This window comes from Varibaculum cambriense, assembly GCF_032557235.1.
In the GTDB taxonomy this organism is placed as follows: domain Bacteria; phylum Actinomycetota; class Actinomycetes; order Actinomycetales; family Actinomycetaceae; genus Varibaculum; species Varibaculum cambriense_C.
Genome location: NZ_JAWGMB010000002.1, coordinates 56115 through 69611 on the forward strand (window position 1 = coordinate 56115; position 13497 = coordinate 69611).

Sequence of the window (13497 nt, forward strand, 5' to 3'; positions counted from 1 at the left end):
ATAGGTTCACTGAAGAGCCAACTTGAGGTCGCAGGTATTGCCCTGCGGCCTCAAGTGTTGCTCGCATGAACAGTCCCTCAGCCTACGCTGGCCGAAAGTTCCTTCCCGAAAAACACTCAAACCCTTAGTCTGGCTTTCTATCCGACAGCTTTCAAGGCGCCGATATCAATTATGAAAGGCCTCCCTTGCCTATATCTCGACATTCCCCACCCAGGACTTACGTCCCTAGGAAAATTTTGATCTATTTTGTGCGGACAATTTATCGATTAATCCTCGATTTTTCGGGGAAATAATAAAAAAAGTAATACTCCTAATTTTTCAGCTTTACAGGCTTAGAATGAGTGCAAGTTCACCAGCGCGGGTGGAATAGTCAGATGCGACAAGGAGAAAATAATGCTAGCGAAGCAACCGGCGAATATCCGTCCTTCTCGACGTACCTTCTTAAAATGGTCGGCGATAGCTGGCAGCACTACCGGACTGGTGGCGTGTGCTGCCCCCTCGTCCTACTCCCCCGACAAGAATGGAAAGCTAGTTCCCAATGGCACCGGTCGCACTGACGTGGATAAAACAGTCTGGTCGGCTTGCACCGTAAACTGTGGTTCTCGCTGCCCGGTACGGCTACAGGTTAAAGATGGCCGTGTTGTACGGGTACTACCCGATAACACTGGTAATGATGAGCTCGGCAGTCAGCAGGTACGCGCCTGCCCACGCGGACGCGCTATTAGGCAGCGGATTTACAATCCCGACCGGCTAAAGAAACCCATGAAGCGCAAGCCAGGCACTAAACGTGGCGAAGGGCAATGGGTGGAAATCTCCTGGGAACAAGCCCTCGACGAGATTGCCGAAAAGATGAAGACGCTGAAATCCAAATACGGCAATGAGTGCTTCTACATTCAATACGGAACCGGGGCTTTGGGCTCTACTATGGCTTGCTCCTGGCCGCCAGAAACCACTCCCATGGCGCGGATGCTCTCCCTATACGGGGGGTACTTAGATCACTACTCTGATTATTCCACGACTAACATCACCCAGGCGTATCCCTACTTCTACGGCGAATGGGTAGCCGGTAACAGCTTTGACGATGCCGCAAACTCCAAGCTGCAGGTAATGTTTGGCAACAACCCCTTAGAGACCCGGATGTCAGGAGGGGGACAAACTTTCGTAACTCAGGCTACTAAACGCAAATCGGGCGTTAAAACCATCGTGATCGATCCGCGATATTCAGAAACCTCAGTAGCTTTGGGTGACGAGTGGGTGGCGCTGCGCCCCGGTACCGATGCCGCCCTCATCGCGGGCATGATTTACGTAATGGTCGAAGAAAATCTCCACGATCAAGCCTTCTTAGATAAATACTGCGTAGGTTTTGATGAAGCTCATATGCCCGAGGGCGCCCCTAAGAATGCCTCCTACCTTTCGTACCTGCAGGGCAAAGGTAAAGATAAGACGGTTAAAACTCCAGAGTGGGCCGCTAAGATTACCGGCGTCCCCGCCTCTGATATTCGCCGTCTTGCCCGTGAAATCGCGACTGCCAAACCCTGCACTATTAACCAAGGCTGGGGACCGCAGCGTCACGCCAATGGGGAAGGTATCGCCCGCGCGATTTTCCTGCTGGCTTGCGTAACCGGCAATATCGGCATTAAAGGCGGAGGCACCGGCGGGCGTGAAGGCGGACCATCCCTCCCCATCACCCAGACTTTTATTACCGAAGTCGCCAATCCTTCAGAGAAAATTATCTCCGTTTTCAGCTGGTTAGACGCTATTGATCACGGCCCCAAGATGGACACTTTCAATGCCGGCGTAGGCGTCAAACCAGAACCGGGAGTTCGCGCCCTGAAAGTACCGGTAGATGAGGCCGGAAATCCGACCAATACCAAGTTAGAAGTTCCCATCAAGGCAGTATTTGCCTATGGCTCAAATTCAACCGTGAACCAAACCGGGGACAACAATAAATCAGTAGAGATCCTGCAGGATGACAAGAAATGCGAACTGATCGTAACCTGCGACATTATGCATACGGTCAGCGCTCGGTACTCAGACTATCTACTTCCAGGCACTTCTACCTCGGAAGAATCTGATTACCATCACGGTGAAAACGCTAGCCCGATGGCTTACGGGATTGTTTCCCAGCAAGCTATCAAGCCGCTTTACGAATGCAAATCTATTTTCGATATTTGCACCGAGCTAGCTGACCGTCTGGGAATTAAAGACAAGTTCACCGGGGGCAAGACCCGCGAACAATGGCTTAAAGAAATTGTCGAGACCGGTCGTGCGGAAGATCCTTCTCTGCCTACCTACGAAGAATGGAAGAAAGTCGGGATTGTCCGCCGTAACGCGGGACCGAGTATCCCCTTGGAAGATTTCCGTAAAGATCCGGCAGCGAATCCGCTCAGCACCCCCAGTGGCAAGATCGAAATTTATTCCCAACGCCTAGAAAACATGTCAAAGAAGTGGACCTTCGGAGACTTCCGTCCTCGTCTAGACGGAGACGAACTCTGCCCGATTCCTGCTCACCTATCCACCTGGGAAGGAGCCGAGGAAGCCGCCACGAATAAGAAGTATCCCCTGCAGGTCATTGGCCACCACTTCAAGGCTCGTACTCACTCCAGTTACGGAAACGTGGAATGGCTCAAGGAAGCCCATATCCAAACCGTGTGGATGAATCCGAAAGATGCCGAAGAGCGGGGAATCAAGAATGACGATTTGGTGTTCGTCTATAACGAACGCGGCACCCTGCGGCTGCCGGCCAAAGTCACGACCCGGATTGTTCCGGGAACCATTTCGGTCCCCCAAGGCGCCTGGTATGACCCCAAGCCGGCCTCGGAAGTTACTCCCCCTGCGGGAGCAAACCCGAAAAAACCGGTCGATGTAGCTGGTTCAGTTAACACCTTAACTTCCCTGCACCCGACGCCGATTGCGAAAGGCATGGGGGTTCACACCATTTTGGCACAGGTAGTAAAGGCATAACTACTGGGAATAGTTATAGGTAAGAGGTAAGAGATAATGTTCGGAATCAGCGGCAGCGAATTCTTGGTGCTGGCGGTGATCGCTGCCCTGGTTTTAGGGCCGAAGAACGTGGCGCAGGGGCTAACGGCACTGCGTAGAGTCCTAACCAGTTTCCGGGATTGGTCAGCGAAGTTGCGGCAAGAAACCTCTGGGGATTTTGCGGGGCTTACCCCCGAAGATCTAGAAAACTTAAAGGTTTTGCGCAATCTCAACCTTTCTAGCTATAGCCCTAAACAGATGATTCGCGAGACGATTCAAGAAGAAATTGAGGCGTGGGCACAGTCAGCTACCCAATCCGGGGAGGTGCTAAAAAATGCCGGCTCCCTAAATGCAGAATATATAAAATAAATATCTGAACGTTAAATAGAAAAATAGTTTTGTATTAACAGGAATAATAGTAATAGGTAGTTCCTAGAGGTTATTAAACCTGTTTATATAGCCCACAAAAAGTCACAATCACATAGCAATAAATGGCAGCAAACCGAGCTGCCTGACGTATTTACCACAGTCTTTGCAAGGAGGACGCGATGGCCGACGATGCGATTCCTACTCCCAGCAGGAACAACACTTTAACTGAGCCTTTAACCAAAAAAGGCGCCAAATATGGGTTTGTTTTTAATCAGAACCTTTGTAACGGTTGTAAGGCCTGCCAAATCGCTTGTAAAGATAAGCATGATTTGCCAGTAGGTATGACCTGGAGACGGGTAATTGAATATACCGGCGGTTCTTGGAAAGTAAATGAAACTGACGGTACTTTCCGTCACAATGTTTTTAGTTACTACACTTCGGTAGCGTGCAACCACTGCGAGAACCCAGTTTGTGTGCAGGTATGCCCGACTACCGCTATGACCCAGCGTGAAGATGGCACCGTCTATGTAGACCAATCTAAATGCGTAGGTTGTCGCTACTGTCAGTGGGCTTGTCCCTACGGCGCACCCCAATTGGATGCCCGCAGCGGACACATGTCTAAATGCGACTTGTGCTATGACTATCGCAGCCAGGGACAGAATCCGGCCTGTGTAGATGCTTGTCCTACTCGTGCTCTTGGTTGGGGGCCTATTGAGGAACTGCGCAAGGAATTCGGAGATGAGGCTGGAATCGCCCCGTTGCCGGATCCATCCATCACTCAGCCACACCTGGTAATCAAACCGCACCGTGATGCCCAAGACTGGGATAAAGGCAGCGGCATCATCCAAAGTCCTAAAGAGATTTAAAATCTGAACATCTTATTCACCCGCTAGGTTAAGGAGCATCATGCATATCGGCGAACTGCCCATGATTATCTTTACTACTGTCGCTCAAATGTCAGTAGGGGCATTTTGGATCCTGGGAATTATCCAGCTGATTGGTCGGCGGGCAGGCGTTAAACAGTCTGCAATCGACAGCCTGACCAACGCGGGGTTGTACGCAGCTGGACCGCTGCTAATTCTGGGATTCTTTGCCGCGTTTTTCCATCTGAACGATCCCTTCCATGCACCCTATACCCTGTTACACTTGGGATCATCTTGGCTCTCACGCGAACTAATCTCCGGAGTGCTCTATGCGCTGTTCGGACTGATCTTTGCACTCACTCAATGGTTCAACCGTTTTAGCCGTACCGTCAGAGACGTATTCGCTGCCTTAACCGCTATATCTGGTCTTTGCTTAATCATTTCCATGTGCGGGGTTTACTACTTTACCGGTACCGTTCCCGCCTGGAACACCTGGTTTGTTTGGGTCAGCTTCTTCTGTTCCGCTTTATTTACCGGCTCCTTAGCGGTGGCGATTGCCCTGCTAACCACTTGGCGAATGAAACAACGCGGAACCAGTGATAAGAATTCGGATGCGGCCAGCAAAGGCTTTAAAGCTGCTTTGCGGCGCGGCCTCTTCCCTGCCGGAAAACTTCCAGAAGGCTTGATCGAACTAACCAAGCGCGCTATGCGGCTTACCACTGGGATCGCCGCGGCGGCCGGCCTAATTATCTTGATGTCCTACGCGTTCTTTATGACTCAGTTGGGACTAGGCAGCCCCATCGAACGACAAGTTGCGCAAAATATGACCGCGCATGGGTATCTTTTGATCCGGTTATTGTTACTGGTGGTCACGGTCTTGCTGATAGCGCTGGTATTGCGCAGCTATATTTCTGATACAGCTTACCCCAAGCGTTCCCTGGTGATCACGCTGTGGGTAACCTTCCTCCTTGCCTTTGTGACTGAGTTGATAGGGCGAGGGCTACACTACGAAGGCTTGGTTCGCGCAGGCATCAATACCTTATTGGGATAGCATTAAATCTATGGATCCAAAGGTACTAGATTCTTACGCGGCTGCTTTTTGTATCCTGGGTGCCCTGCACCTAAATCCTCCCGATGAGGGCGTGGTCAAAGACTTTCTATCAATGACTGATCAGTGGCCACTCCCCCTGACCTCGAAGGGCACTCAGGCTCTAGCAGACCTGGGCAGCGAGCTAGCTTCTAACCCCAGTGAAGAGGATATTTATACGCTCTGGTCAGATCAGAATAATCTCTATGGAATCACCGGCAGCGCCCAGCTACCTCCGTTTGAATCGGTACATCGTTGTGATGATGGTTTAGTCTTTGACGACGAGACCGTGCAGGTTCGCCGTTATTATGGCGCCATGGGTTTCCAGGCTCCTCATCTAGGCCAAGAACCTGATGACCATATTGGGCTGGAGATGGACTTTGTAAGCAAATGTCTGTTAAAAGCTGCAGATTGTTTCGCAGGCGGAGATCAAGAACAAGGAAAACAGACAATGGGGGTGCTCTGTGGCTTTAGCGGTGAGCATTTGCTAACTTGGGCACCCGATTTCTGTATCGAGGGCGAAAAACTTGCAAAAACCCAGTGGCTCCGCACCATCCTGATTCTTACTGGACAGACACTTTCGCAATGGAAACAGGAGCTCCTTACTGCCGGGTATGAGCTAAGAATCGCCCCCAAGGTGCGTCCTCCCCAAAAAGAGGATTTTTCTGGCCCTGTTCCCGTACCCCTAACTCGTCGTCCGCAAGTTGAGGAAAGTTAGTTTTGCTTCCTCGTAGTTTTTCGGCCTTGCTCCGTTGGGTTAGCGCGCAAGACCCTATAAACACCCTAGTTATTAGGTGTGAGTCTCTCCCGGACGTCAAAGTGAGTAAGAAGGACGCCCTCCTTACCTGGCAGGGATGCTTAGGTGAAAGCTTCAATGCCGATTTGGCGGCGCAACTGCTAGCTAGTGAGATTCAGACCCTGCAGATTATAGGGTGCGCTCAGTGCGCTGGCAGCCTAGATAAAAAATTAGCAGCTGCCAGAGCGCGCCTCGGTGCCTTAATTGCTGTCTATCACCCGCCCCAAAAAGCTGCCCGCCATCCCCGGACAGTCAGTTTAGATTCAGTACCGCTGCCCCGCCGCCTCTTGCTGCCGGTCTCAAATGGCTCCCCTTTAGATCTCGGCGCCTCTCACGCAGTTCGTATCTTCCAGGCTTACCATCTGCTAGCTAGGGAAAAACGGATCGAAAACCGAGTAGCCACCGCAATCCCTTCCCCAGATGATCATGGCCGTTGCCTATCAACGGAATCTCCAGCGGACAACGACGCTTCCGAAAACTTTCTACCATTACTGGAACGGATAGATGCCATCCACGTCCTACGCTGCGACGCCTGTCGCTCACAAATTCGTTTGTGTCCCGATAATAAAGATTTTGACTTGTCGGCAGCCGGCGGTAATTGGCATCAACTTTGTCCAAATTGCCGTTTGGCAGTCCGCTACTGCCCACAGCATTCTGAATCCGAGATTGCCAGCCAGCGTTCCCTCGAGATTTTCACCGCTTTAAAAACCCGGGAAGCGACTCAGGAACTAAGTGAATGCAAACGCTGCCGCAACCCACATCCGTACAACGAGGGCGAGCTGTGCACGCTTTGCAGCTACGAGGAAAAAAATCCGTTTTCGGCGGCAATGCCAAAAGAGGTCTTAAAAACCCTGCCCCCACAGCTACAGGAAAAATTGCGAGGGGTCTAAGACTGAGGATCTGAAATAAAAAATAAAGCGTCCGCATGTGGGGACGAACCTGGTGGGCGATACTGGACTCGAACCAGCGACCTCTTCCGTGTCAAGGAAACGCGCTAACCAGCTGCGCCAATCGCCCGAGGTGGGTACGGGATTCGAACCCGTGTACACGGCTTTGCAGGCCGCTGCCTAACCACTCGACCAACCCACCATAATCAAAGAGCGCCGCGCTTGGCGACGCCCTCTAAATCGAGCGGATGACGAGACTCGAACTCGCGACCCTCACCTTGGCAAGGTGATGCTCTACCAACTGAGCTACATCCGCGTTGCGTATGAAAGTATATCTATAAAGACCTATGGATTACCAAACTGACTTTGCGTGGGTCTGCTCACAGCTGCTTTAAACTGGGATTATAGGCTTTGGAAACTTTCCGGCAATAAAAATCCTGGCTGGATAGCTTTTATTTTTTCAAAGCGCGCACCCGAAAAGGGGTTGATATTCTCTAAATGTCTATATAGCCAGGACTATTTCTAGGAGGAGTCACCCATGACCGAGATTTTAGGTGGCAGCATGCTGATCCCAATACTACTATTAGTACTGATCGGGTACCTGTTATACTCCGCGATTTTTATCGTAAAACAGCAGACCGAAGCGATTATCGAACGTTTTGGAAAGTATAGGCGTGTTTGTACCCCCGGTCTAAACATTAAGATTCCTATTATCGACCGGATTGCCAAAATTGTAGAACGCCGGATCCAGCAACTGGATCTGGTGGTAGAAACCAAAACTAAAGACAACGTGTTCGTAGCGATCCCGGTTTCGGTACAGTTCCAGGTACAAGATTCGGCGGCCTCGTTCTATTCCCTGTCTAACCCCGCCCAGCAGATAACTTCCTATGTATTCGACCGAGTACGTTCTTCCCTGTCCCAGTTGAACCTGGATGAAGCCTTCTCTTCAAAAGACACGATTGCCCAAGAGATTGAGATTTCTTTGGGCGAACAAATGGCACGCTACGGTTTTCGGATCGTCAACTCGCTGGTTACCGACATTAACCCCGATAAGCGAGTGAGAGATTCTATGAATTCCATTAATGCTGCTCAGCGCGAGCGGGAAGCTGCTATCCAACTAGCAGAAGCCGATAAGATTAAGCTAGTTAAACAGGCAGAAGCGGACGCTGAATCCAAACGTCTTCAGGGTGAAGGCATCGCTCTACAAAGGCGTGCTATTGTGCAAGGACTAGTAGAACAATACGAATCTTTGCGGGACGCCGGTATTGGTGACCAGGCACAACAGATTCTCTTGATGACCCAATACTTTGATACCCTGGCTGAGGTGGCAAAGTATTCAAACACCCAGACCCTGATGTTGCCGTCTAATCCCAGCGGGGTCACTAATACAATGGAGGAAATCCGCACATCTTTAGTGGCGGGCATAAAAGCAGCTGGCCAGGAAATAAAATAAGGCAGCTAGCCGCGCAATGCGGTGGCAATAGTGGCAGTTTAAGAATAGAAAACGAATATAACTGAGTATGACTAAGAATAATAAAGACAATCGCAAACAGTCCACAGAAAACCGACCGCACAGCTCTAGACATCCACGGGGAAAGCACCCCGGACGAGGGGAAGAACTACGTCAGCTTCTGGAGAAATATGATCGCCGGATTTCCCAGTTAGAACGATCCGATCGCGACCGTGTCCACCGGTTGGCATCGCGCAGCGAACACTTGCGCAACACGCTTTCCCATCATCCTGTCTCCAAGAAAGCAGCTACTGCTCCCCCAGCGGAACCCGAAAGCAAAGCTATGGCACATACCTCCAGCGATTTGCACCCCAGTGCCTGGAAACGTGGAACCCGGATCGCCAAGGAGCAGACCCAAAATCTGTTGCATAAGGTTCCCTATCCTCATGGCATGCATCCGGGATTAGTTCGCGGTATTGCAATTGATGAGCAGATCATCAAGTACCGGACTGACAAGGTGGTGTTCTTATGCACCGGCACCTTAGTTCTCGGGTTTATTCTGTGGGGACTTATCTCTACCGATTCTCTGCGCAGCGTATCCGAAGTGGTCTTGCAATGGGTGGTAGATAATACTGGCTGGTTATTCTCTATTTTGGCTGCCATTATTTTGCTGTTTATGATTTTCATAGGGCTTTCGCGCTATGGAAATATTCCTTTGGGTCGCGATAACGAAGAACCCGAATATTCCTATGGTTCTTGGATAGCCATGATGTTCAGCGCCGGCATGGGGATCGGGCTGCTGTTCTTCGGCCCCTATGAGCCGATGATCTATTTTACCAATCCTGCCCCCCATTCCAACGCTAAACCGGGAACCTATCAGGCACTCAATGACGCCATGTCACAAACGATGCTGCATTGGGGGCTCAATGCCTGGGCGATTTATGCCCTAGTAGGTTGCGCGATCGCTTACGGAACCTACCGACGCGGACGGGTACCTTTAATTTCTTCCATTTTTGAGCCCCTGCTCGGACACAAATTTGCCCAGGGTGGGATTGGAAAAATAATCGATATGTTGGCGATTACCACCACCCTCTTTGGTACCTGTGCCTCCTTGGGGATGGGAGCCTTGCAGATTGCCCGCGGCGCCGAGCTGGTTACCGGCATCGGGAAAATCGGTAATGCCGGCCTGTTCCTGATTATTTCGGTGCTAACCGCAGCCTTCATTGCTTCAGCGGTCTCGGGAATTTCGCGCGGAATCCGCTTGCTTTCCAATATCAACATGGGGCTAGCCTTGTGCCTCATGGCGTTCATCTTTTTTGCTGGCCCGACCGTGTTCATCTTGAACCTGGTGCCTTCCACTTTGATGAACTACCTATCCGATTTATTTGGTTTGCTATCTACCTCTCCTTCGTTCGGACCGGAGGCCGGGCAGTTCGTTTCTGCCTGGACAGTGTTCTACTGGGCGTGGTGGATTTCTTGGTCTCCTTTCGTAGGACTATTCATTGCCCGCATCTCGCGCGGCAGGACTTTACGTCAGTTTGTAACCGGAGTGTTACTTGCCCCCACCCTGGTGTGTTTGATTTCCTTCTGCATCTACGGCGGAACCACTATGTACATGCAGATTCAAGGTACAGATATGCCTTTAGAAGAAGGGGCAGAAGTGATGTTATTTGCCCTACTCGGAAATTTGCCACTCAGTAAAATAACTTCAGTAATCGCGATGATCTGCTTGGCTATTTTCTTTATTACCTCAGCCGATTCTGCTTCGGTGGTAATGGGTTCACTTTCTCAGCAGGGCAAACCGGTTCCGGATCGTAAAATAACCGTTTTCTGGGGGCTTTGCCTGGCCGGTATCGCAGTAGTCGGCATGCTAGTTGGCGGCCAAGACGCCCTACAGGGAATGCAAAATTTGATTATCGTGACCTCCTTGCCGTTTGCGATTATTGTGGCCGCCATGATCATCGCTCTCTTGCGAGATCTATCGCGGGATCCTTTCACCATTAGACGCAACTTTGAACGTTCCGCGCTTTCTAAAGCAGTAGTAGGTGGCCTAAAGAGCTATGGAGATGACTTCAAGATCGTCGTGGTTCCCACTAAAGAAGGCGAGGGAGCGGGCGCAGAATTTGATTCCACTGCCCCCGAACTAACTGACTGGTATCGGCGCACCGATACCGAAGGTAATCCTATTGACTATGACTATTCCTCCCAAACTTATCTAGATAAGTTTGGCAACCCGGTCTATTGGGACGAAGAGGAAGAAACCTATAAAGATGCCGAGGGACATCCGGTTCCCTCAGACAGCGTGGAGGATACCTCAGTCGATCCAGAAAGCGGAACCGAGGAAACTAGCTCAGCACCGGCTGATTCTGCTACCGAGACTGCCAGAAATAGCAAAAAGTAGCCAGTTTGTTTCTTTTCTGGCGATGCACTGGCCAAAGCGGTGTACCGCTTTGGCCAGACGCCACCGTTACCCTGGAGATGACTAGGGCGCGGGTGGCGCGCTGCTAGCTGAAACAATGACTCAACGACCGGATTTATTAGCCGACCGCGAGCTGCCAAGAGCCGAGGGCGAGTAAGGCCACAGAAACTGGCGGTATCACGCGACGCAACCACAGTTTCCAGGCGGCGACAGGCTCGGTGAGAATCTCAATATCCCCCAAGTTAGTCTGCTCAGTTACCGCTGTCCCCCGGTTAGCCTTGGCTTTTAGTCTCTGCCACAGGGGTTTAACCAGATAGGTTTCATTGGCCGAGGCGGGCGCACTTTCGGGAGCCGGAGCGCAGCCAACCGCTCTGGCCGGCAAGCCTGTTATTTCTGACTCCATTTTTGGGGCAAATACCGAGGTGGGAGTGGCCAAGCGTTTTCCTGCCACCACAGGTTTCCCGGGTAAAGCAGGCCTGCCAGCTAGGGCAACTGCTGGGGGTTTACCTGCCGGCTTAAGCACAGGGCTTTTTACATTTGAGTCGGTTGCGGGGCTGCGCACTGCAGTCAGATCTAGGCTAGAGTTTACGGTTTTTTGTGCTGACCGAACGGATACAGCAAACTTCTCGACGCTATTATCACTGGCAATACCCGGTTTTCTAGGTACTGTCCCGATCCTAAGTCCCGTTGTTTTTACCAGCTTTCCGCCAGGCATTACCGCACCCGGTCCCCTACCGCTTTTTATTTTTGCGGATTGGCTATTTTTATTACCAGTTAGCAAATTCTGGGGATAATCGGGACGCAGGAGCCAGTTTTTTCCCTGGTCATCAGCTATCAAATGCGGACAGGGAAAAATAGTTCTCCCCTGCGGTACTATCAGTTTTAATAACGCAGCTTGCTCAGCGTCTACCGCCAGTGCTATCCAATTACTACCTGCGGCGTCCACGATATTTTTTTGCTTACCTCGCTGAGGACAAGCCGGATTGTTTAAGGCATGTTTAGTTTCCATGTCTCCACTAAAGTGCTTCCGTCCTCATTTGTCACTGCTTTATCCACGATCGCCAGTAACGCTTCTGCCAACTTTGCTTTGGGGATACCCGCGCAATATACGGTTTACACATTTTTTCGATAGGCTTAGATCATCATGGCTACACAAAATAACCCGCAAAAAAAGAAGCACTGGTGGAACAACTTCGCGGACGTTTACCGCGTAACCAAACGTACCTATTCGTGGATCGGTTGGGCAATGCTTGCCATCCTGTTAGCGGTTCCTTTGCTTGTGCTAATAATCTGTCTACTCACCTCGGTGAGCGTAGGACGCACCATCTTCTACATCATAATTGCAGCCTCGGTAGGAATGCTGCTGGCGACTACCCTGCTTACCCGTCTGGCTAATAACGCTATGTATAAGCAGCTAGAGGGAGTTAAAGGAAATGTGTACGCAATTTTGCGTTCTATTAAACGCGGTTGGATAGTCGAAGAAGAACCAGTAGCTTTTAACCGTAAACAAGACCTGGTATATCGCCTGGTAGGCCGGCCAGGGATTGTTCTTATCTCCGAAGGCCCCTCCTCACGGGCAGCCGAGCTCCTAAATGAGCAAGAACGCAAGTGTCACCGAGTGGCTCCTTCGGTACCTATCCATAAGATCCAGGCAGGACAAGGGAAAAATCAGGTTCCGATCTCCAAGCTCCTTAAAACCATTAATCGCTTAAAGAAGGAAATCAGCAAGGACGAGGTTCCGATTGTGGGACAACGGCTGCAATCTTTACAAAATAAAGCCTATCGTCTCCCCGGCGGAGTAGACCCCAACAAAGCAAAGATTAACCGCCGGATGCTGCGCGGAAAGTAAGCGAGATAACCGCTCCAGATAGTTGTTCCCACAGAATTCTAGTAAAGCTAGTTCGGTAGGTTATCAGTTGCTACCTAAGCTTTTTTAGGAGTGCCAAGTACTTTATCGAGGAGGGCTTTCGAGGGGCGTAGTTCAGTTACGCTTTCGTCGACTTCCCAATCTGCTACCGGACGCGAAGACCAGATCTGAGCAGAAAAGTTCCCGGGCTCGCCCTCGAAAACCGTTAGCGAAGCATTGGAAACTGGTTTCGTCGCTGCCAGCGCAAAAGTAATCTCCGGGCTATTCATATACGACCAGTAGCGGATAATCGCGCCATGAGCCACAATCACCGCGCAGCCATCGGGGTCTATTTCCTCGGCGGCCTGGGCAACCACGCGGTTAAAGCGCGCCAAGGTTTCCGCTCCGGACTCCCCGCCTTCCATCCTCACCTGGGTATCGCCCTGCATCCAGGATCCGATAGTGCGCACATATTGCTCTACCGAGTCCAGGTCACTGGCCATTTCTAGCTTTCCCGCTTGTACTTCATTGGCGTCCCCGTTTTGTATCCGGGTAAGGGAGAATCGTTCTTCCAAAGGCCGGGCGGTTTGGTGGGTACGAATCAGATTCGAGGTCACGATAAGTTGGGGGGCAGGCAGACCGAGTTCTTCCCAAGTCTTTACCGCCGCTTGTGCCTGCCGCTCCCCCTCGGCATTAAGAGGCGAACCCGGCTCGGCGGTATCCAGGGCTCCAGTAAGATTTGCGCTAGTTTGCCCATGTCGCATCAAAACCAGTTTCATCTGTTCCTCTTTCTTCCTA

At 51.1% G+C, this 13497-nt stretch carries 11 protein-coding genes and 3 tRNA genes; 9 read left to right on the top strand and 5 right to left on the bottom strand.

Annotation, left to right across the window (positions count from 1 at the left end):
* Nucleotides 1–393 precede the first annotated feature (393 nt).
* The 6 genes from E6072_RS02055 (at nucleotide 394) to E6072_RS02080 (ending at nucleotide 6987) form a co-directional block, all read left to right on the top strand.
* A complete protein-coding gene (locus E6072_RS02055) occupies nucleotides 394–2964 on the top strand; it encodes a DMSO/selenate family reductase complex A subunit (protein ID WP_278605939.1) in 2571 nt (856 codons plus the stop codon).
* Nucleotides 2965–3000: 36 nt separating this feature from the next.
* Complete coding sequence (locus E6072_RS02060; protein ID WP_278605938.1) at nucleotides 3001–3351, top strand: hypothetical protein; 351 nt, start codon at nucleotides 3001–3003, stop codon at nucleotides 3349–3351.
* 179 nt (nucleotides 3352–3530) lie between these two features.
* Entirely contained in the window at nucleotides 3531–4217 is a 687-nt protein-coding gene (locus E6072_RS02065) for a DMSO/selenate family reductase complex B subunit (RefSeq protein ID WP_278605937.1), read from the top strand.
* 40 nt (nucleotides 4218–4257) lie between these two features.
* Entirely contained in the window at nucleotides 4258–5265 is a 1008-nt protein-coding gene (locus tag E6072_RS02070) for a DmsC/YnfH family molybdoenzyme membrane anchor subunit (RefSeq protein ID WP_316693400.1), read from the top strand.
* A gap of 10 nt (nucleotides 5266–5275) precedes the next feature.
* On the top strand, nucleotides 5276–6019 hold the full coding sequence (locus tag E6072_RS02075) for a molecular chaperone TorD family protein (RefSeq protein WP_316693401.1): 744 nt from the start codon (nucleotides 5276–5278) through the stop codon (nucleotides 6017–6019).
* Nucleotides 6020–6120: 101 nt separating this feature from the next.
* Entirely contained in the window at nucleotides 6121–6987 is an 867-nt protein-coding gene (locus tag E6072_RS02080; protein ID WP_316693402.1) for a hypothetical protein, read from the top strand.
* A 50-nt stretch (nucleotides 6988–7037) separates the two neighbouring features.
* On the opposite strand, the gene E6072_RS02085 is transcribed toward E6072_RS02080, so the two are convergent.
* From E6072_RS02085 to E6072_RS02095, 3 genes are all read right to left on the bottom strand, one after another.
* Nucleotides 7038–7114 (bottom strand) — tRNA-Val (locus tag E6072_RS02085).
* Nucleotide 7115: 1 nt separating this feature from the next.
* Nucleotides 7116–7186 (bottom strand) — tRNA-Cys (locus E6072_RS02090).
* A gap of 41 nt (nucleotides 7187–7227) precedes the next feature.
* A tRNA-Gly gene (locus E6072_RS02095) sits at nucleotides 7228–7300 on the bottom strand.
* Between the two features lie 222 nt (nucleotides 7301–7522).
* Here E6072_RS02095 and E6072_RS02100 point away from each other — a divergent pair.
* Both E6072_RS02100 and E6072_RS02105 read left to right on the top strand, forming a co-directional pair.
* Nucleotides 7523–8437 carry an SPFH domain-containing protein gene (locus tag E6072_RS02100; RefSeq protein ID WP_316693403.1) on the top strand — a complete coding sequence of 305 codons (915 nt, stop codon included), beginning with the start codon at nucleotides 7523–7525 and terminating at the stop codon, nucleotides 8435–8437.
* Between the two features lie 67 nt (nucleotides 8438–8504).
* Nucleotides 8505–10835 carry a BCCT family transporter gene (locus E6072_RS02105; protein ID WP_316693405.1) on the top strand — a complete coding sequence of 777 codons (2331 nt, stop codon included), beginning with the start codon at nucleotides 8505–8507 and terminating at the stop codon, nucleotides 10833–10835.
* Nucleotides 10836–10971: 136 nt separating this feature from the next.
* On the opposite strand, the gene E6072_RS02110 is transcribed toward E6072_RS02105, so the two are convergent.
* Nucleotides 10972–11862 carry a hypothetical protein gene (locus E6072_RS02110; protein WP_316693406.1) on the bottom strand — a complete coding sequence of 297 codons (891 nt, stop codon included), beginning with the start codon at nucleotides 11860–11862 and terminating at the stop codon, nucleotides 10972–10974.
* 135 nt (nucleotides 11863–11997) lie between these two features.
* On the opposite strand from E6072_RS02110, the gene E6072_RS02115 reads away from it, so the two are divergent.
* Nucleotides 11998–12702: a DUF4191 domain-containing protein gene (locus E6072_RS02115; protein ID WP_316693407.1), complete on the top strand. Its 705-nt coding sequence runs from the start codon at nucleotides 11998–12000 to the stop codon at nucleotides 12700–12702.
* Nucleotides 12703–12776: 74 nt separating this feature from the next.
* On the opposite strand, the gene E6072_RS02120 is transcribed toward E6072_RS02115, so the two are convergent.
* Nucleotides 12777–13478 (bottom strand): histidine phosphatase family protein, encoded by a 702-nt coding sequence (locus E6072_RS02120; RefSeq protein ID WP_316693408.1) that lies wholly within the window; start codon nucleotides 13476–13478, stop codon nucleotides 12777–12779.
* Nucleotides 13479–13497 lie beyond the last annotated feature (19 nt).

Bases quoted from the DNA above. Each gene is read 5' to 3' on its own strand.
- E6072_RS02060 (WP_278605938.1), top strand. From the start codon at position 3,001: ATGTTCGGAATCAGCGGCAGCGAATTCTTGGTGCTGGCGGTGATCGCT.
- E6072_RS02115 (WP_316693407.1), top strand. From the start codon at position 11,998: ATGGCTACACAAAATAACCCGCAAAAAAAGAAGCACTGGTGGAACAAC.
- E6072_RS02105 (WP_316693405.1), top strand. From the start codon at position 8,505: ATGACTAAGAATAATAAAGACAATCGCAAACAGTCCACAGAAAACCGA.
- E6072_RS02100 (WP_316693403.1), top strand. From the start codon at position 7,523: ATGACCGAGATTTTAGGTGGCAGCATGCTGATCCCAATACTACTATTA.
- E6072_RS02065 (WP_278605937.1), top strand. From the start codon at position 3,531: ATGGCCGACGATGCGATTCCTACTCCCAGCAGGAACAACACTTTAACT.
- E6072_RS02120 (WP_316693408.1), bottom strand. From the start codon at position 13,478: ATGAAACTGGTTTTGATGCGACATGGGCAAACTAGCGCAAATCTTACT.
- E6072_RS02070 (WP_316693400.1), top strand. From the start codon at position 4,258: ATGCATATCGGCGAACTGCCCATGATTATCTTTACTACTGTCGCTCAA.
- E6072_RS02110 (WP_316693406.1), bottom strand. From the start codon at position 11,862: ATGGAAACTAAACATGCCTTAAACAATCCGGCTTGTCCTCAGCGAGGT.
- E6072_RS02055 (WP_278605939.1), top strand. From the start codon at position 394: ATGCTAGCGAAGCAACCGGCGAATATCCGTCCTTCTCGACGTACCTTC.
- E6072_RS02075 (WP_316693401.1), top strand. From the start codon at position 5,276: ATGGATCCAAAGGTACTAGATTCTTACGCGGCTGCTTTTTGTATCCTG.